General features: G+C 56.5%; 14 protein-coding genes. 8 read left to right on the forward strand and 6 right to left on the reverse strand.

What is annotated here, in order from left to right; genetic code table 11:
* On the forward strand, window positions 1-2,202 hold a 2,202-nt coding region (gene nifJ / locus B5F17_RS12705), incomplete at its 5' end, for a pyruvate:ferredoxin (flavodoxin) oxidoreductase (RefSeq protein ID WP_087374374.1).
* Window positions 2,203-2,575: 373 nt separating this feature from the next.
* Here nifJ and B5F17_RS12710 read toward each other — a convergent pair.
* From B5F17_RS12710 to B5F17_RS12735, 6 genes are all read right to left on the reverse strand, one after another.
* Window positions 2,576-6,010, reverse strand: a complete 3,435-nt coding sequence (locus B5F17_RS12710; protein ID WP_016148478.1) for a pyruvate carboxylase — start codon at window positions 6,008-6,010, stop codon at window positions 2,576-2,578.
* Window positions 6,011-6,074: 64 nt separating this feature from the next.
* Window positions 6,075-7,457, reverse strand: a complete 1,383-nt coding sequence (locus B5F17_RS12715) for a sigma-54 interaction domain-containing protein (protein WP_162608184.1) — start codon at window positions 7,455-7,457, stop codon at window positions 6,075-6,077.
* A gap of 121 nt (window positions 7,458-7,578) precedes the next feature.
* The gene (locus B5F17_RS12720) at window positions 7,579-8,865 is read right to left on the reverse strand and encodes a TRAP transporter large permease (RefSeq protein WP_087374378.1); all 1,287 of its coding nucleotides are present in this window, start codon (window positions 8,863-8,865) and stop codon (window positions 7,579-7,581) included.
* Complete coding sequence (locus tag B5F17_RS12725) at window positions 8,862-9,494, reverse strand: TRAP transporter small permease (RefSeq protein ID WP_087374380.1); 633 nt, start codon at window positions 9,492-9,494, stop codon at window positions 8,862-8,864. The genes B5F17_RS12720 and B5F17_RS12725 overlap by 4 nt, the downstream gene beginning before the upstream one ends.
* A 35-nt stretch (window positions 9,495-9,529) precedes the next feature.
* Window positions 9,530-10,537, reverse strand: coding sequence for a TRAP transporter substrate-binding protein (locus tag B5F17_RS12730; RefSeq protein WP_087374382.1), 1,008 nt, complete (start codon window positions 10,535-10,537; stop codon window positions 9,530-9,532).
* Window positions 10,538-10,920: 383 nt separating this feature from the next.
* The gene (locus tag B5F17_RS12735; protein WP_016148473.1) at window positions 10,921-11,961 is read right to left on the reverse strand and encodes a uroporphyrinogen decarboxylase family protein; all 1,041 of its coding nucleotides are present in this window, start codon (window positions 11,959-11,961) and stop codon (window positions 10,921-10,923) included.
* 441 nt (window positions 11,962-12,402) lie between these two features.
* Between B5F17_RS12735 and B5F17_RS12740 the strand changes: the two genes are divergently transcribed.
* The 7 genes from B5F17_RS12740 (at window position 12,403) to B5F17_RS12770 (ending at window position 19,479) form a co-directional block, all read left to right on the forward strand.
* Complete coding sequence (locus B5F17_RS12740) at window positions 12,403-13,410, forward strand: LacI family DNA-binding transcriptional regulator (RefSeq protein WP_087374384.1); 1,008 nt, start codon at window positions 12,403-12,405, stop codon at window positions 13,408-13,410.
* 85 nt (window positions 13,411-13,495) lie between these two features.
* Window positions 13,496-14,809, forward strand: coding sequence for an RNA polymerase factor sigma-54 (gene rpoN, locus B5F17_RS12745; protein ID WP_087374385.1), 1,314 nt, complete (start codon window positions 13,496-13,498; stop codon window positions 14,807-14,809).
* Between the two features lie 66 nt (window positions 14,810-14,875).
* Complete coding sequence (locus B5F17_RS12750; protein WP_087374387.1) at window positions 14,876-15,811, forward strand: 3-hydroxyacyl-CoA dehydrogenase family protein; 936 nt, start codon at window positions 14,876-14,878, stop codon at window positions 15,809-15,811.
* Window positions 15,812-16,025: 214 nt separating this feature from the next.
* Complete coding sequence (locus B5F17_RS12755; RefSeq protein ID WP_087374389.1) at window positions 16,026-16,796, forward strand: HpcH/HpaI aldolase family protein; 771 nt, start codon at window positions 16,026-16,028, stop codon at window positions 16,794-16,796.
* A 6-nt stretch (window positions 16,797-16,802) separates the two neighbouring features.
* Complete coding sequence (locus B5F17_RS12760) at window positions 16,803-17,756, forward strand: hydroxyacid dehydrogenase (protein WP_087374391.1); 954 nt, start codon at window positions 16,803-16,805, stop codon at window positions 17,754-17,756.
* Window positions 17,757-17,814: 58 nt separating this feature from the next.
* Complete coding sequence (locus B5F17_RS12765; RefSeq protein ID WP_016148467.1) at window positions 17,815-18,672, forward strand: 5-deoxy-glucuronate isomerase; 858 nt, start codon at window positions 17,815-17,817, stop codon at window positions 18,670-18,672.
* 36 nt (window positions 18,673-18,708) lie between these two features.
* Window positions 18,709-19,479, forward strand: coding sequence for an MBL fold metallo-hydrolase (locus B5F17_RS12770; protein ID WP_087374393.1), 771 nt, complete (start codon window positions 18,709-18,711; stop codon window positions 19,477-19,479).
* Window positions 19,480-19,502 lie beyond the last annotated feature (23 nt).

Below are 19,502 nucleotides of genomic sequence, written 5' to 3' on the forward strand. Positions count from 1 at the left end.
GCAAACAAGTACGCACAGGCATACTTCTCTTACGACTCCATGAAGTCGGGCGGTCTGACCCAGTCGCACCTGCGTTTTGGCGACGAGCCCATCCAGTCCACCTATCTGGTATCGGCAGCTGATTTTGTCGCTGTACACGCACCGACCTATGTTTCCAAGTACGACACCACCGAGGACCTCAAGGACGGCGGTATCTACCTGCTCAACTGCGCATGGAGCGTAGACGAGCTGGACGAGCGCCTGCCCGCAAAGGTGAAGCGTGACCTGTACAATAAGCATGCTCAGTTCTACATCATCGACGCCGGCAAGCTGGCCGCTGAGATCGGTCTGGGCAAGCGCACCAACAGCATCCTCCAGGCAGCATTCTTCGCACTGACCAAGGTCATCCCGCTGGATGTTGCAGTTGAGGACATGAAGAAGAACAACTACAACTCCTACTTTAAGAAGGCTGGTCAGAAGATCGTCGATCTGAACAACCAGGCTGTTGACGTAGGTGTGAGCGCAGCCGTCAAGGTAGAGATCCCGGAAAGCTGGGCAAATGCAGTCGACGCTCCGGCGCAGGAGATCGAGGCAACGCCCTTCGTCAAGGAGATCGTACTGCCGATGGATCGCCAGCAGGGCGACAAGCTGCCGGTTTCTGTCTTCCAGAAGCACGGCGTACTCGACGGTACTTGGGAGAACGGCACCTCTGCTTACTCCAAGCGCGGTGTTGCTACCATGGTTCCGAAGTGGGACGGCAGCGCATGTATCCAGTGTAACCGCTGCGCGGCAACCTGCCCGCATGCAGCAATCCGCCCGGTACTGCTGACCGAGGAGGAGAAGGCAAACGTTCCGGCATCCTTTGAGACCGTACCCGCAAAGGGTCTGGGCAAGGACGCTCCGGCATACTCTTACCGCATGCAGATCTCGCCCTACGACTGCCTGGGCTGTGGCGTCTGCCTGACCGCGTGCCCGGCCAAGGGTGCGCTGACCATGACTCCGTTCGACGAGATGAAGCCCGAGCAGGAGAACTTCGACAAGGTAGCCATGAACGAGGCTTACCTCAAGAAGGACGTCATCAGCGACAAGAACATGAAGTCCGTACAGTTTGCAAAGCCCTACTTCCAGTTCTCTGCGGCTTGCGCAGGCTGTGCCGAGACCACTTACATTAAGCTCGTCAGCCAGCTGGTCGGCGACCGCATGTACATCGGCAACGCAGCAGGCTGCTCGTCCGCATACAGCGGCGGCGCTCCGATCCTGCCGTACTGCAAGGACAACCGCGGCTTTGGCCCGGCTTGGGAGCACTCGCTGTTTGAGGACAACGCAGAGTTTGCATTCGGCTTCTACCATGCACAGGACGCAATCCGCAAGGAGATCATCGTCCGTCTGGAAGCGCTCAAGGAAGCTGGCGTAGCAGCCCCCGCAATCGACGCATACCTCGCAAACTGGGAGGACAAGGATCAGTCCCGTAAGGTATCTGACGACCTGATCGCAGCGATGGAAGCTGCTGAGCAGACTCCCGAGACCCAGTTTGTACTCGAAAACAAGGAATACCTCGCTAAGAAGTCCGTCTGGGCAATCGGCGGCGATGGCTGGGCATACGATATCGGCTTCGGCGGTATCGACCACGTCCTCGCACAGAACCAGGACGTCAACCTGCTCGTACTCGACACCGAGGTTTACTCGAACACCGGTGGTCAGTCGTCCAAGGCAACCCCGACCGCTGCTGTTGCGAAGTTCGCTTCTGGCGGTAAGCACATCGCCAAGAAGGATCTGGGCGCAATCTTCATGAACTACGGTTATGTTTACGTCGCTCAGGTTGCAATCGGCTACGACCAGGCGCAGACCCTCAAGGCTATCCGTGAGGCTGAGTCCTACCCGGGTCCGTCCATCATCATCGCATACTGCCCGTGCCTCGAGCAGCACATCAAGGCTGGCATGAGCTGCACCCAGAGCGAGATGAAGAAGGCAGTCGAGTGCGGTTACTGGCAGACTTACCGCTACGATCCGCGCCGCACGGCTCAGGGCCTCAATCCGTTCCAGCTGGATTCTCCCGAACCGGACACCAGCAAGGTTATGGATTACCTGATGGGCGAGAACCGTTACGCATCGCTCAAGAACAACTTCCCGGATCGTGCAGACGCTCTGTACGAGAAGGCAGTTGCCGACATCGAAGCACGCTACAAGAAGTATCGTAAGCTGGCAGACGAGTCTGCCGGCTGATCGGATGCACTCCCCAAATTTCGGCTATAAGGCGGTATCCCGTTGACGCGGATTTGCTATGCTCCGTGAAAACATCTCCTACTCTTCCAATGAAAAGCAACCCTCACCAAACTGCGTAAGCCAACAGAACCGATATATATGAACCGAAACGCAGTTCCTCTTTTCAATTCAACCTGCACACCGCGTTAACCTACCGCCTTTTATGGCGAAATTTGATCGAAGTACAACCGCATAGGCAAAACGATACATTTTGCATAAAAAACGCATCCCCCAACGTGACGATTCTCGCGTTGGGGGATTTTGTATGTCTGTAAAAATAATATCGCGCAAAAAAGAAGAGGTGCTGTGTGCAGCACCTCTTTTGCGTCAGTTTTTATTGCAGTTTGAGGGTCATAATCAGCTCGCCGGCCTTGACGGTCGAGCCTTCCTTGATGAGAACCTGATCGACCGTACCGCGGATGCGGGCGACGATGTTGATTTCCATCTTCATGGCCTCGATGACCGCGACAACCTGGTTTTCCTCGACCGGGTCGCCCGGCTTGACGTTCAGTTTGGAGATCATGCCGGGGATGGACGAGCCGACCTGGCTCTTGTCGTCGGGGTCGGCCAGCGTGACCGGACGCACCTTGGATACGGCGTCCTTATCGGGCACAGCGACCTCGCGGCGCATACCGTTGAGCTCGAACTGCACGTTGCGCGTGCCGTCCTCGTTCATATCGCCCAGACCGATGTACTTGATGACAAGGGTCTTGCCGTCTTCAATATTGATCTTGGTGGTCTCACCGAGTGCCATACCGTTGAAGAAGACGTGGCTGCCCATGCGCATGATGTAGCCGTAGGACTGGCGATAGCGGCAGTAATCCTCAACAACCTTGGGGTAGAGGCACCAGGAAATAACCGAGCGGTTGGTGGGATTGGGCGAGAACTTTTCGACTTCACGGCGTGCCGCGTCGAAGTCGATCGGCGGCAGCAGCTCACCCGGACGGCAGGTGATGGGCTCTTCACCCTTGAGCACGATCTTTTGCAGATCTTCGGGGAAGCCCCACGAGGGCTGACCCATCATGCCCTTGAAGTAAGCGACAACCGAGTCGGGGTAGGTCAGTGCGCTGCCGCGTTCGAGAATGTTTTCCGGAGTCAGACCGTTCTGCACCATGAAGATTGCCAGGTCACCGACCATCTTGGAGGAAGGCGTAACCTTAACAATATCGCCCAGCATGTGGTTGACCGAAACATACATGTTTTTGACATCCTCAAACTGGTGAATCAGGCCAAGGCTCTCAACCTGAGAGCGCAGATTGGTGTACTGACCGCCAGGCATCTCGTAGCGGTAGATATCGGTCGAGGGATTGCGGATGTCGGCTTCGAACTGGGTATAGCGCTTGCGCACATCCGACCAGTAATCGGACAGGTACTGCAGCTGATGCGGGTCCAGTCCGGTGTCACGCGGCTGACCCTGCAGGGCGGTGACGATGGCGTTCATAGACGGCTGGCTGGTGGTCGAGGACATGGAGTCGATCGCGCAGTCCACGATGTCTACACCGGCCTCGGCAGCCATCAGGTAGGTTGCAACCTGGTTGCCCGAGGTGTCGTGCGTGTGCAGGTGGATGGGCAGACCGACCTCGTTTTTGAGTGCGGTGACCAGTTTCTTGGCTGCGTAGGGCTTGAGCAGACCGGACATGTCCTTGATGCACAGCAGGTGCGCACCGCGCTTTTCCAGTTCCTTGGCCATATTGATGTAATACTGCAAGGTGTATTTATCGCGCTTGGGGTCTAAGATATCGCCGGTGTAGCACATGGTCGCCTCGAGCAGCTTGCCCTGTTTGAGTACCTCGTCCATGGCGATTTCCATGCCCGGGATCCAGTTGAGCGAGTCGAAGACGCGGAATACGTCGATGCCCGACTGTGCGGCCTCGCGGACGAAGGCGCGGATGAGGTTGTCCGGGTAGTTGGTGTAGCCGACCGCGTTGGAGCCGCGGAGCAGCATCTGGAAGGGAATGTTGGGAATCTTCTTGCGCAGCAGGTCCAGACGTTCCCAGGGGGATTCGTGCAGGAAGCGGTAAGCCACGTCGAAGGTCGCACCGCCCCACATTTCCAGCGAGAAGCAGTCGTTGAGGATCTCTGCCGTACCGGGTGCACCCTTGACCATGTCACGGGTACGCACACGGGTGGACAGCAGCGACTGGTGCGCGTCACGCATGGTGGTATCGGTAATCAGCAGCTTTTTCTGATCGAGTACCCAGTCGCGCACAGCCTCGGGACCCTTGGTGTCAAGCAGCTGCTTGAGGCCGGTGCACTTCGGCGGCGTGCTCTGATAGGGTGGGAAGCGCGGAATGTCCAGCTGACGGCGCTCGGCAGACGGATTGTCCACCTGAATCTGTGCGATGTAGCGCAGTACCTTGGTGGCGCGGTCGCGGCCGGTCTGGAACTCGAACAGTTCGGGCGCTTCGTCGATGAACTTGGTGTGACACTTACCGGCGCGGAAGGTCGGGTGGTTTAAGATGTTGGTGACAAACGGGATGTTGGTCTTGACACCGCGGATGTGCTCTTCGCTGATGGCGCGCAGCGCCTTGCGGCAAACCATGTCAAAGGTACGGTCCCAGCAGGTGACCTTGACCAGCAGCGAGTCGTAATAGGGCGAGATGGTCGCGCCGGTGTAGGCGTTGCCGCCGTCCAGACGCACGCCGAAGCCGCCGCCCGAGCGGTAGGAGGTGACGCGGCCGATGTCGGGCGCGAAGTTGTTGGCCGGGTCCTCGGTGGTGACGCGGCACTGGATGGCGTAGCCGTCCATGCGCAGGTTGGACTGATCGCCCATGCCGATTTCGGGCACGGACAACGGTGCGCCCTGCGCAATGAGAATCTGTGCGCGCACGAGGTCAATGCCGGTGACCATCTCGGTGACCGTGTGCTCGACCTGAATTCTGGGGTTCATCTCGATGAAATAGTGGTTGCCCTGCTTGTCCACCAAAAATTCCACCGTACCGGCCGAGATATAGCCGATGTGACGGGCAACCTTGATGGCATCCTCGTACAGTGCCTGACGGGTTGCCTCGGGTACCGACCAAGCCGGCGCGAATTCGACGACCTTCTGGTAGCGGCGCTGGAGCGAGCAGTCGCGCTCGCCGAGGTGGACGATGTTGCCGTACTGGTCACCCAGCACCTGTACTTCGATGTGCTTGGGCTCGACAAGGTACTTCTCGATGAAAATATCCTCATTGCCGAACGCCTTCTTGGCCTCGCTCTTGACGCGCTCGAACGCGGGAGCGACCTCTTCCGGGGTGTCACAGCGCCGCATGCCGCGGCCGCCGCCGCCACCGGCTGCCTTGAGGATGACCGGGAAACCGAACGAGATTGCCTTTTCGAGCGCTTCGTCTGCGTCGCGCAGCGGCTCGGTGGAACCGGGAATGGTGGGGACACCGCAGGCCTGTGCGATGGCCTTGGCCGTCAGCTTGTCACCCATCTGGGAGAGAATGTGCGACGGAGGGCCGATGAAGGTGATGCCGGCTTCCTCGCAGGCGCGGGCGAAGTCAGCGTTTTCGCTCAAAAAGCCGTAGCCGGGATGGATGGCATCGACGTCGTGGTGCTTGGCCAGATCGATGATGGACGGGATGTCCAGATAGGCCTCGAGCGGACTTTTGTTTTCACCAATGAGATAGGCTTCATCGGCGCGGGTACGGAAGAAACCATAGGTATCTTCGTTGGAATAGATTGCGACAGTGTGCAGTCCAAGATCGTAACAGGCGCGAAAGATGCGGATTGCAATTTCGCCCCGGTTGGCAACCAGAACTTTACGGAATGAGCGCTCGGTCATATGGAATACTCCTTTCTGAAAGTGGGGTCATCAACTGGATGCGCGTGCGCAGGCGCAGCGCTTGTCAATCGGGAGGTGTCTGGCGGAAGCTCTGCATTTTGCGGACGATGGTCGAGGCATTGATGCCCAGCGCAGCGGCAGCCTTTCGGGTCGAGCCGTACTTGGCGAGCGCCTTCTCGATGAGCGATTTTTCCACCTGTTCCACGGCATCGCGCAGCGGGATGATGTGCTCGAAGTCAAAGGACTGCTCCTCGGCTGTAGTGAAGAACTTGTCGGGCAGGTCCTCACGGGTGATGATATCACCCTGTGACACGATCATCAGGTTTTCCACCTGATTTTCCAGCTCACGCACGTTTCCGGGCCAGGGATAGCGCTCGAACAGCGGGAAGATTTCCGCCTGTACGCTCTTTTGCATGCCGTATTTCTGGTTGAAGATGCGCAGAAAGTGGTGAATGAGCGGGATAATGTCCTCCTGACGCTCGCGCAGCGGCGGGATCTGGATGGAAACGACGTTTAAGCGATAGTACAGGTCTTCGCGGAAGGTGCCCTCGTGTACCATCTGCCGCAGGTCGCGGTTGGTCGCAGCGAGGACGTGCACATCGAGCGGAATGGGGTGCGAGCCGCCCACGCGGGTGATCTCCTTCTGCTGCAAGACGCGCAGCAGCTTGACCTGCAAGTGCAGCGGCATCTCGCCGATCTCATCGAGGAAGATGGTGCCGGTATTTGCAGCCTCAAACAGACCTTTTTTACCCTTGCTGTCCGCACCGGTGAAGGCGCCTTTTTCGTAGCCGAACAGCTCGCTTTCGAGCAGATTTTCCGGGATGGCACCGCAGTTGATGCGGATGAAGGGCTTGCCCTTGCGCGGACTGTTTTCCACAATGGTTTCGGCGATCAGCTCTTTGCCGGTGCCCGATTCGCCCAGAATGAGCACGGTTGCGCCGTCGTAGGGGGCGACGCGGTGGGCGAGCTCGATGACCTTGCGGAACGACTGGCTGTGTGCGATGAGCTTGTCCAGTCCATAGCGGGAACGCATCTCGTCGATTTGCTTTTTCTGAATGCGGATGACCTCGTCGTAGTCGCGCAGGCTGTCGCGCATGCGGCTGAGTGCGGTTACGTCGCGCACGTTGTTGACAATGTATTGGATATTGCCGTCACGATCCAAGATGGGGGTTGCGGTTGCAAGCACGTCCAGACCCGTGCGATAGTTATGGCTGGTGTGGGTGGCGCGCTGTCCGGTTTTCAGGGTGCGCAGAATGACAGAATCCGAAAAAATGTGTTCATCAAGCAGTTCCTGTGTGGTTTTGCCTTCCAGATCGCGCTTGCTCACGCCGAGCAGAGCTGCGTTTGCCGTGTTGGCGTACAGGATACGGCCTTTGCCGTCGGTGATCCAAATTCCATCAAAGGAATGTTCGAGGATTTCCATTAAACTGTCATACGGAATGATCATTTTTCCCTCCTTGGTGTGATGCGGAATACCATTATATAAAGTATAACATATAGCCGAAGTTTTGACAAAATGCCTGCCGCAAAAATTTACGGCAGGCATTCATTTTCGAACTTATCCGAACTTATCCGAGCAGTCCCATCATCTGGGGCAGGAAGAGCGAGATTTGCGGGATGTAGGTAATGATGATCAGAACGACGATCATAGCGCCGATCCACGGCCAAATAGTTTTGGCGAGAGTCTCGAACTTAACACGCGAAATTTCGCTTGCCATGAAGAGGTTTGCGCCGAGCGGCGGGGTGATGAAGCCGATCGCAAGGTTCAGAATCATAATCATACCGAAGTGAATCGGGTTGATGCCGAGTGCGGTTACGATGGGCAGCAGGATGGGGGTCAGGATAATGATAGCAGCGTTGGTCTCCATGAACGTACCGACCAGCAGGAGCAACAGGTTAATCAGGATGAGCAGCAGGACGGAGTTCGAGGTGATGCCGAGGATGCCTTCTGCGATCATGCTGGGCATCTGGGTGATTGCCAGAACGCGGCCAAAACCGGTGGATACGCCGATGATGAACATGACCGGTGCGCTGATGATGACCGAGCGGAACGCCATGTAGGGGATATCGGACAGCTTCACTTCCTTGTAGACGAATACGCTGATGATGACGCCCAGCACACAGCCGGCAGCAGCGGCCTCGGTGGGGGTGAAGATACCGCCGTAGATACCGCCGAGGATGATGACTGGAACCAGGAAAGAGGGGATTGCCTCTACGATGGTCTTGACCCAGTCCTTTGCGGTATACTTGACATAAACCGGCTTGTAGCCGCGCTTACGGCAGGACAGTGCGCAGTAGATGCACAGGACCGCGCCGACCAGAATACCAACCGGGAAGCCGGCGGTGAACATTGCGGTAACCGAGCAGCCGGCAGCGATTGCATAGACGACCATGCAGATACTGGGCGGGATGATGGTACCGATGGTACCAGCGGTAGCGACCAGAGAAGCGGAGTATGCGCGGTCGTAGCCGGCTTTCAGCATCTCAGGAATCATAATCAGACCGATTGCAGCAACGGTTGCAGAACCGGTACCGGAGATTGCAGCGAAGATCATGCAGGCAACGATGGAAACGATGCCCAGACCGCCGGTGCGGTTGCCAAGCGAGAGTTTTGCAACGTTGATCAGACGCTTGGAGATACCGCCCTTACCCATGATGTCACCGGCGAAGGTGAACAGCGGGATAGCAACCAGGGTGAAGGAGCTGAAGCCGGACATGATGGCCTTGGTGAAGCTCTCGAGGGAGAGCGGTGCGTCGCCGAAGATCAGGAACATCGAGGCGAACGACTGGGAGACTGCAATCGGGAACGAGCAGGCCAGCAGTAAAATAAATGTGACAAACAGTGTAGCAATCATGCTTCCTTACCTCCTTCGTGGCTGTACTTCTTTTCCTCTTCGACCAGCTCAGCATTCATGTGCTGTTCCTCGTCGTCGCGGAAGTACTTGGGCATGAAGCAGATCTTGGTTGCGCCGGAGTACAGACCGCCGCGGTTTTCAAACAGCTCGTAGGAAGCGCCAAAGTGACGGATTTTCCAGACGATGGTCTGAAGCAGACGGATCATGGAAAGCTGCTCGACAACCGCTGCGGTGTAGCAGACATTGAGGGAGACCTGTACGGAAGCTGCCATGTCGTTGTACTTGGCTGCGGTCATCACATTCTGTACTGCGCCGTACAGGAACAGACCCATCAGCACGAGCATGGAAACGTCGATCAGCAGAACCAGAGCCTTGCGGGGCTTTTCAGGCAGCATGTTGCGCAGGAAATCTACGCTGATCTGGCGGTTGTTGCGGAAGGCATAGGAGATGCCCAGGAAGCACAGCCAGACGAACATGAAGGTGGCAAATTCTTCGCCCCAAGCAAAGCCGGAGCCCATGAAGAAACGAAGGATGACCTGCAGGCAGATCAGGCAGGTCATGGCGATGAAGATCACCATAATCAGCAAAGGCTCAAAGTTGATATCGAGCCATTTTAACGTTTTTTTCATATTGATTTCTCCCCTATCTCAATTCGATCAAAACCTTAGCGGGCTTCGTCTACGTAAGCCATGACCGTGTCAAAGGCTTCCTGACCGCAGATACCAACGATGCTTTCCTCGGTGATACCGCCCATGATTTCGCGCATCTCCTGGAAGGTCTCGGGCGGCAGCTCGTTAAACTGCGTGCCATGCTCTTCCTCGAGCTGCTTCATCAGTTCGTTGGTCTGACGGATCATCTCTTCCTGCTGGAACTGCTCGGCGATTTCTACTTCGCCCAGGATGAACTCACGATCCTCGGGATCGAGTCCTTCCAGCCATTCCTGATTTGCGACCAGGATATCGGTCGAGAAGGCGTGCTGAGTCAGGGTGACGTATTTCTGAACCTCGTAGAACTTGGACTCGGAGAAGCTGGTCAGTGCGCCTTCCTGACCGTCGATGAGCTTCTGCTGCATCGCGGTGAATAGCTCGTTCCAGGTGACCGAGCTCAGGTTACAGCCAACAGCTTCCCAGGCTGCGATCTGGATGGGGTTATAGCCACGGATCTTGAGGCCCTTCAGGTCGCTGAGCTCTTCAATCGGACCGCGGTTGTTGGTCAGATTGCGGAAGCCGAGCGGGAAGAAGGCCACGCCCTGCAGGCCCTGCTTGTTGTATGCGTCCAGAATGTACTGTCCGCCTTCACCGTTGCAGAAACGCAGCGCATGATCCATGTCATCAAACATGAAGTACTGGTCAAAGGTCGCCAGCGTGGGGATTGCGGTGTTGATGTTCATGGGGTTGGAAGTCGTCATGTGCACGTCGCCGATGCGGCACTGATCGATGCCGTCGGTTTCGTTGCCGAGCTGACCAGCCGGGAAGAGCTGTACTTCCATCTCACCATTGGACTTTTCTTCAATGTTCTGCTGAAGAAGTTTGAGCGCCTGAATGGTCGGACTGGTTTCACCAGAAATTGCGGTCGAGATACGGATGACCTGTTTGTCGTCTCCTCTGAGCCGCAGCCGGCCAGCAGAGTTGTGAGCGACACGGCCAACAGACCGGCGACAACCCTTTTCCAATCGATGTCATATTCAATTCCTCCTCAATTTTGTGGGTTTGGAAGTTCCGCCGGACGCAAACGGCGAACTTCATCCAAAATTCCTACAGCCCTGCAATTAGCCGAATTGATGCCAACATGTCATAAATTGAGGAAAGGAGACATTTTTTGTAGCAGGTGTCAATGCAGAGTCGGGGAGATTGTGCAATGTGTATATGAGAAATGCAGATTCTATACATAGAATTTACAATATGTGCAAGAGTGAAACAGCGGTGATGCATTGGTGCAACAGGATAGCACAAAAGGACATCTTTGAGAGATGTCCTTTTGCGCGTTAAAGATAGGTGTATGTGGTGAAGGAAGTAGAAAGCAATGTATGGAGTAGAGAGTGAGTAGCAATGAGGATTACTTGGAGATCTTGCGCTCGTCGGCGACGCGCATCATTGCGCGGATGTTCTCCAGCGGTACCTGGTTGATCGAACCAGCAGCGCTCAGCACGCAGCGAGGATTGCCCTGGAACGAGTCGATAACCTGGTTACATACATCGATGGTCTGCTCGACGGTGTAGCCTGCCAGCTCGACCGGATTCAGACCGCCCATAACCGTGACCTGATTGCCGCAGCCCTCGGCAGCCTCCAGCGGCTGGAGTACGGGACCGTACTGCCAAGCGGAGAATCCGCCCTTGGGGATCTGGGAAACGATGTGACGGGTGGTCGAGTCGTTGTGCAGCCAGCGCTGGGTGTTCGGGAAGTCCGCGAACAGACGGTCGTACAGCGGCAGAATCAGCTCCTCATACATCTGGGGATTGAGGAACGCGGACAGGTCATCACAGACCAGAACGTGATGCAGCGGTGCACCGAGGATCTTTTCCTGTGCGTGCAGGAAAGCGATCTGGGTTTGGATGACAACGTCGAGCAGGGCGTCGACCATTTCGGGCTCTGCGATGGTGTCGGCGCAGAAATCGCTGATGCCGCGCAGCTGTGCAGCAACGGTGAAGGGACCCATGATCGGATGAGCGTTGACCTTCATACCCTTGGGGCAATGCTGTACCATGTACTCGAGCTGTTCGAGTGCGATGCGCATGTAGTTATCGCCGTAGGGATCGGCGGGTTTAATCTTGATGACATCCTCGTACTCTTCGATTTCGGCCTCGTGTACCGAGATAAAGCCGTGCGAGTCGAAGCGAACCTTGCCGCCCAGACCGCTGCACTCAGCGACTGCGCCGACGTCGGGCATGAGGTTGCCGCAGTTGTCGATCTTGTCGAGTACCTCCAGCTGTGCTTCGAGCATCACAGCCGGATTGTGGAAGTATTCGTTGAGGGGAACATTGCTGTGCTTGTGGAAGAATGGATAGGTGTAGAAATTAAAAACAGCGTGGCTGTCGATGGGTGCGCCTGCGATGCTATTGCGCAGACGTTCAGCATTGCGCTCTCTTAATGTAGACATAAGGATACGTCCTTTCTCCGCTCTTTTCTCAAATTTTCTCAAATTCCGTATCATGTATCTTTGTTGGAACCGATCGATCTAAGACATCCGGAAAACGGTTTGTCTGTTCCCGAGATAACTTCTGCCTTTATTCTAGCACCGGAATTTCCCCTTGTCTTGTGCCATTTTTTGCCAAATACATGGAAATTTTGCTGAGCTGCTGTCGAAGTGATGCGTATACGCAACGATGTTGCAGCAAAGCAGCAACACCAGAGGAGAAATGGACGTGAAAGCCGACTGACCAAAGGAGAGACGCAGATTTGAAGGGGAGCGGTATGAGCAAGTTGACCGAGAATCAGAAACGAAATTCGTGTAGAAAGGAGAAAATAGCATGGAAAAGAAAAAATGATTGCGCTATCATATGGATGATAGTACAATGAAGAAAAAGAAGGAGGTCGGGCGATGGCGAGGAAGGCACAGCCTGCAGGCGGATATGCAACAGGCAAGGATGTAGCGCAGCGCGCGGGGGTTTCTACCATTACGGTTTCGCGCGTTTTCAACCCGGCATGGGAAGGAAAAATTCGACCGGAAACGGTAGAACGTGTGCGGCAGGTTGCGCAGGAACTCAATTATCGACCCAATGGCGTGGCGCGCAGTCTGGTCAATCGACGTACCAATATTATTGCGGTTGTCATCGGACAGAGCGCAGGATTCTTTTACTCGGAGATCCTGACCGATCTGGTGCGGCGCATTCAGAAGAGCGGCCGGCAGGCGCTGGTTTTCTCGCTCGATCTATATGATGATGTCGCCCGGATTTTGGAGCAGGTTGCCCAGCATCGTGTCGATGCGGTCGTGGTCACATCCTCGGCTTTGCGCACCGATGTCATGCGTCCGCTGGAAGATATGGGCATGCCGGTCATCCTGTTCAAGCGATCGGTCGAGCAGACCAACATCAGCGGGATTTGGTGCGACGAGCGCCAGGGCGCCTTGCTGGCAGCCGATTGTCTGCTGCGTACGGGATGCCGTCAGATCGGCATTGTCGCGCATCCGCACGGCGGAACCGGTCGCGCACAGGCGTTTGCCGAGGAGCTGGCGCGGCAGAATATCACCCCGGTACAGACGGTGTGGGGCGATTACAGTTATGAATCCGGCCAGCAGGCAGCGAGAAAGCTGCTGACCGATCATCAGCTGGATGCCATTTTTTGTGAAGAAGATACGATGGCGATGGCGTGTCTGGACGTTGCGCGTCAGGAATTCGGACTGCGCGTGCCGGATGATCTGGCCATCATTGGATTTGATAACAACACAGCGGCAGCCCTGCCGGCTTACAATATTACAACGGTTGCCCATCCCATCGTAGACATGCTCGATGCGCTGATGGAGGCCATTGAGCAGGTGACGTGCGATCCGCATACGCCGGTGCGCCGTCAGTTTGAAATGTCGCTGCTGGAGCGGTCAACCACAAAGTGACCGTTTGGGACAAACAGGAGCAGTCTTTCGTAGGGAAGATTGCTTTACGCAAAAATGATAACGCTATCATTTGGAGGTGAATGACGTGGAGATCGGATTGTGTGCGGATTTGCACGTCGGTTTGAATCAACAGCAGGTACAGTCGCTGCAAATGCTGGTACTCAGCACGACAGAGCTGGAAGCGATGCTGCGGGAAGAAGAGATGGACAATCCATTTTTTGAACTGCGGGAGAGCAGCGTAATCGAGCAGCAGGCAGCATGGCTGGACAGCAGCCGCCGTCCGCGCACAACGCTGGCAGCCGAGGACGAGACCCTGCGGCAGCTGGCCGCACCCGAGGATGACGCGCTGCGCAATCACCTGTGGGCACAGATTGATTGGGATGCACACACACCGGATGAGCAGAGATTGCTGCAAATCCTGCTTGAATGCTTGGACGAACAGGGCATGCTGACCGACTCGGCACAGGAGCTGGCAAAGAGCACCGGATACGCGGTGCAGATGGTCGAACGAGCACTGGAAGTTCTGCGCGGACTGGAACCGGCTGGTGTTGCAGCCGAGAGCGTGGGACATTGTTTGATGTTGCAGCTCGCTCGACAGGGAGAACAAGACCGCGCCAAGCTGGACGCGGTGCGCAACTGTCTGGAAGATCTGGCACGCGGCAGATTCGGCGTGGTGGCACAGAAATGCGGGGTGCAGCCGGCGCAGGCGCGCGACCTGCTGCGCCGCGTGAAACTGCTCGATCCCAACCCGACCGCAGCCTTTCAGACCCAGCAAAGTCGGTACATTTTGCCCGATGTCATCGCCGAACAGAACGAGGATGGCTGGACGATCGAGATTAACGATAAATGGATGGGCAGCGTTGGCCTGAGCGACTATTATTGCCGCATGGCGCATCAGTCGGATGACCCGCAGTTGCGTGAGTACGCGGTGAAAAAGATCGCCCATGCGAAATTTGTGATTTCGTGCGTGGAAAAACGGCGCAGTACGTTGGAACGCGTGGTACGCTGCATCGTACAAAAGCAGGAAGGCTACCTGACCGGTCAGGGAACGTTGCAGCCGTTCAGCATCCGCGACATCGCACACCAGCTGGACATGCACGAGTCCACGGTGGGACGCGCCATCCGCGGCAAATATCTGCAATGCCGGCGCGGCTGTTTCGCACTCTCCCGACTGCTGACCGCAGTGGCCGGAGAGAGCGGCAGCAAGACGCTTGGCAAGGCCGAAGTGCTCGAGCGCATGCGCCACATGATTCAGCAGGAAGATAAGAAAAACCCGATGAGCGACGAGACCATCTGCGCGGTGCTGACCGCACAGGGCGTGCGCATCTCGCGGCGCACGGTCGCCAAGTATCGCGAGATGATGGGCATTGCCGGTATGTTCCAGCGCAGAGTGGTCTGAGTTGGCACGAAAAATGCTGTCAAGTACGGTGAGAATATTTGCCGGGATACACAAGGAGGAATCGGTGTGGAAATCAAAAAAATTGGTGTAATCGGCACGGGAAACATCGGTGCGTGTCAGGCAACACTGATCGTCGGCAATGGCATTGCGTGCAGCGTGATTGCGCACTCGGAAGCGGGTGCCGAGCGATGCCGGGAAACCGTGCGGCGCAACTTTGAGACGTTCATCGAACATGGACTGGCAACCGAGCGCAACCGGGACGCAGCGATGGAGCTGCTGACCATCAGCCATTCGTATGATGCGCTGGCCGGTGCCGATCTTGTCTTTGAGGCGGCAGCCGAAGATCTGAATGTAAAGCATGCGATCTATGCGGCGGTTGAGGCGGTAGTCGATGCAGACACGCCGATCGCTTCGACGACCTCGTCCATTCCGGTCGACGACCTGTGTGCAGGCATGCAGCACCCCGAGCGTATGCTGGTCGCCCACCCGTTCCAGCCGGTACACATCCAGCCGCTGGTCGAGCTGGTCGGCGGCAGCTGCACGGCGCAGAGTGCACTGGAACGCACCTACGAACTACTCATCGCCCTCGATCGCAAGGTGGTACGGCTCAAAAAGAGCGTTCCGGGCTTTGTGGTCAACCGTCTGGCGCAGGCGATGTTCCGCGAATCGCTCTATATGATTGAGCAGGGCGTTGCGGATGCCGCAGATATCGACCTTGCCGTTCGCTATGCGGTTGGTATGCGCTACGCATCCATCGGTCTGCTGGAATATTTTGACGACGTTGGATTTGATTTGGAGAAGGCGATTGCACAGACCGTTTACCCCGATTTGTGCGCTGTTGACAGCGTGCAACAGATCGTGCAGGACGGTATCGCAGCCGGAAATACCGGTCGACGCGCCGGTCTTGGCCTGTATGACTGGTCGAAAAAGGACGACGCCGACTATTTACGCCGCAAAACGGCTCCGTTTTTGAATGATATTCACTGGAAGCTGCCCGAGTAAGAAGAGAAAATGCAAGCGCGTTGCATAAGCGCAACACCATGATGCGAGGATGCAGCGAATGCAGCAGGGGGACGGGAAAAAATCCCCGAAAAAACCGGAAAAATCCCCCAAAACAGACTTGGCACGAAAAATGCTGTAACACAGTAATGAAAACACCGTCCGAAAAAAAGATGGACGAGAGATGTAAGCCCTGAGGGGCGTGGAGGCGATACCATTGCGGGACAATTTACTCAAACAAAAAATTAAAAACGGCGAGAGCGCAATCGGCACATTTGTAAAGATGACCGATCCGTCGGTCGTCGAGGTGCTGGCGCTGGCCGGTTTCGATTTCTTTGTACTCGATACCGAGCATGTAGCCATCGACCGTGAGCAGCTGCTCGGCATCCTGCGTGCAGCGGAAGCGTTTAACATCACGCCGCTCGTTCGTGTCAGAGAGAACCAGCAGGTCGAGATTCTGCAGAATCTGGATCTGGGCTACATGGGCGTACAGGTGCCCAACGTAGACACGCCCGAGCAGGCAAAGCGCATGGTTGAGAGCGTCAAGTACACACCGCTCGGCGTGCGCGGACTGTCTCCGAGTGTACGCGCGTGCGGATACAGCACCTGCGGCGTACAGGAATATATTGATCATGCAAATGCACACACCATGGTTGTTTCGCACTGCGAGACCAAGGAGTGCGTAGATAATCTGGACGAGATCCTCAAGATCGACGGCATTGACGTCATCTTCATCGGCCCCATGGATCTGTCCCAGTCGCTCGGCGTACCCGGCCAGACCGGCAGCGAGCTGGTAAAGAGCACGATTGATACGATCTTTGAGAAGGTTGGCAAGTCGGACAAGGCCATCGGCACCACGGCAGGCACGCCTGAGGCAGCGCTGGCACTGATCGAGCGCGGCGTACAGTACATCCTGCTGAGCACCGACCAGGCAATGCTGCTCAAGTGGGGCAAGAGCGCGATCGATAAGATCCGCGGAAAGGAGTAACGCGCCGTGAAGATTTTTCTGACTGAAAAGATTCATGCGGATGCCGTTGCCATGATGGGGGAGCATGTGACCGTCGTACAGGGTACTTCGGTTGATCCCGATGAGATCGTCCGCCAGGCACAGGATTGCGACGCCATTCTGGTGCGCTCGGCACGCATTACCGCAGAGATGATGGACAAGCTGCCCAAGCTGCGCGCAGTTGCCAAGCACGGCATCGGCGTGGACAACATTGACGTCAGGGGCGCGACCGAGCGCGGTATTCTGGTCGTCAATGCACCGTTTGCAAACGTCAACGCGGTTGCAGAGCACGGTCTGGCACTGCTGATGGCAGCATCCAAGTTCATTCCGCAGCTCGACCGCATGACCCGTGAAGGCGGATTTGCTCGCCGCAACGAGTTCGTCACCACCGAGCTTGCAGGCAAGACCATCGGTCTGGTCGGCCTCGGCCGTATCTCCTCGCTGCTGGCCAAGAAACTGTCCGGTTTTTCGGTTCGCATTCTGGCATCCGACCCCTTTGTCACCGAGGAACGTGCAAAGGAGCTGGGCGTAGAGCTGGTAGATCTGGATACTGTGCTGGCTGAGAGTGATTTTGTCAGCCTGCACACGCCGCTGCTCGACTCCACTCGTCACATGATGGGCCGCGAACAGTTTGCCAAGATGAAGAGGACCGCATGGCTCATTAACGTTTCCCGTGGACCGGTCGTCGATGAGGAGGCGCTGATCGAGGCACTGAAGGCGAAGGAAATCGCTGGTGCAGCGCTTGATGTATTCGAGCAGGAGCCGCCCGCAGCAGACAACGCACTGTTTGCACTGGACAACGTTGTCCTGTCTCCGCACAATGCGGCGCTGAGCGACAACGCGCTGCGCGCAATGGCGATGGATAGCGCACAGGGACTGGTCGATTATCTGGAAGGCCGCCGTCCCGAGTTCCCGGTCAACCGCGAAGTGCTCGAAAAGTAAGTTAAATCAAAAAAAGAACATAATACGTTTCCAAAATACATGGAAGGAGAACAGAAAGATGTCTTTTACTAAGGTATATCGCTTTCAGGATCTGAACGGCTATGAGTCGGTCATTTCCAAGGGCAACTCTGAGATGAAGTTTATGGGCTTTGGCCGCATCCTGCTCAAGGCTGGCCAGACCTTTGAATACGAGGTAGTCGGCGAGGAGCATGCAGTCGTACTGCAGAGCGGTGACTTCACCGTAACCGTAGAGTACGACGGCAAGACCGTTATCGACGGCGAGAAGGGCGTTCGCGGCAACGTATACGACGATCTGCCGACCGCTTTCTATGCACCTCCGCGCGCACGCGTTCGCCTGTACTCGGAGAACGGCATGGAGGCACGCGTCTTCACCGCTTACTGCGAAGAGGGCAATGCACCGTACTTCTGCCCGCCGGAGAACGTCGAGGAAGGCGAGCCGGGCGAGTACATCTACAAGAGAAAGTACCGTTACATCTTCGGTCAGCCGGGTAAGCACAACGGCGACATCACCCGTCTGCTGATCGTCGGCGAGTCGGTTTCCGTACCGGGCGGCTGGATTGGTTTCCCCGCACATCGCCACGACTACCAGATCGAGGGCAAGGAGTGCGTACTCGACGAGATCTTCTCCTTCCAGGTGAAGTCCGGTTCGGAGAGCGGCCAGGGCGGCCTGATGCAGCATGGCTACGATCTGACCGCAGACAACGAGAAGATCTGGGACGAGGTCAACGTAATCGAGTCCGACAATACCGCAGTTGCGCTGCCGGTTGGCTATCACACCACGGTTGCGCTGCCCGGTTCGACTGCATACCTGCTGTGGGGTCTGGCTGGTCCGTGCAAGCAGTATAAGGTGCAGTTTGACGAGCGTTATTCCTGGCTCGAAGGCTGCCTGTATTGATTAAAAGTGCCGAACGGTACGGAGGGAGGAAAGGCAATGAGCCTCGCGGAAGAAATTCGTGCATGTCAAGTAAGAGAAGGTGAGCTGGCATTGTTCTGGCTGGGGCAGGCAGGCTTTCTGCTGGTCGACAGTCTGGGGCAGCAGCTCGCGATTGACCCCTACCTGACAAATTGCGGGGAACGCATCCGCGGCTTCAAGCGTATTTCGCCCATGATGCTTTCTCCTGAGGCGTTTCATCCCGATTATTACATTACGACCCATACGCATTTTGATCATTTCGATTACGATGCCATTCCGGTGATCGCGCGCAATGGGAAGACAATCTTTCTCGGGCCGGAAAGCTGCCAGCAGGAGATGGATAAGCTGGACATCGCTCACGATCACCGCAGAAAGCTGTGTGTCGGGGACACGGTCACCTTCCCCGGCATCACCATTACCGCTTGTCAGGCCGACCATGGTACCATGGCGCCCGATGCGATCGGACTGCTCGTTGAGATGGGCGGGCATCGCCTGTACTTCTCGGGCGACACCGCCTTCCATGCCGACCTGTGCAAAGAGGTTGCAGCCTTCGGGCCGGAAGTCGCAGCCCTGTCCATCAACGGTGCATTCGGCAACATGACAGCCTGGGAGGGCGCAGAGGCGGCCAATCTGGTCGGCGCATCCATCGCCATTCCCTGTCATTTCTGGACATTCACCGAGCATGGCGGTGCACCGTGGGTCTTCAGCGAATTTTTGAAGAAAATCGGAGATTGCGAGCCGGTTTGTATGCGGCAGGGAGAAATGCTGCTGCTTGCGCGAGAGGCCTGAGTTTCGTGTTGTGCAACACATAA

It is taken from the genome of Butyricicoccus pullicaecorum, assembly GCF_002160355.1.
In the GTDB taxonomy this organism is placed as follows: domain Bacteria; phylum Bacillota; class Clostridia; order Oscillospirales; family Butyricicoccaceae; genus Butyricicoccus; species Butyricicoccus pullicaecorum.

Excerpts from the sequence above, each read along its gene's own strand:
- B5F17_RS12710 (WP_016148478.1), bottom strand. The coding sequence starts at position 6,010 with ATGACCGAGCGCTCATTCCGTAAAGTTCTGGTTGCCAACCGGGGCGAA.
- B5F17_RS12715 (WP_162608184.1), bottom strand. The coding sequence starts at position 7,457 with ATGATCATTCCGTATGACAGTTTAATGGAAATCCTCGAACATTCCTTT.
- B5F17_RS12720 (WP_087374378.1), bottom strand. The coding sequence starts at position 8,865 with ATGATTGCTACACTGTTTGTCACATTTATTTTACTGCTGGCCTGCTCG.
- B5F17_RS12725 (WP_087374380.1), bottom strand. The coding sequence starts at position 9,494 with ATGAAAAAAACGTTAAAATGGCTCGATATCAACTTTGAGCCTTTGCTG.
- B5F17_RS12735 (WP_016148473.1), bottom strand. The coding sequence starts at position 11,961 with ATGTCTACATTAAGAGAGCGCAATGCTGAACGTCTGCGCAATAGCATC.
- B5F17_RS12740 (WP_087374384.1), top strand. The coding sequence starts at position 12,403 with ATGGCGAGGAAGGCACAGCCTGCAGGCGGATATGCAACAGGCAAGGAT.
- B5F17_RS12765 (WP_016148467.1), top strand. The coding sequence starts at position 17,815 with ATGTCTTTTACTAAGGTATATCGCTTTCAGGATCTGAACGGCTATGAG.
- B5F17_RS12770 (WP_087374393.1), top strand. The coding sequence starts at position 18,709 with ATGAGCCTCGCGGAAGAAATTCGTGCATGTCAAGTAAGAGAAGGTGAG.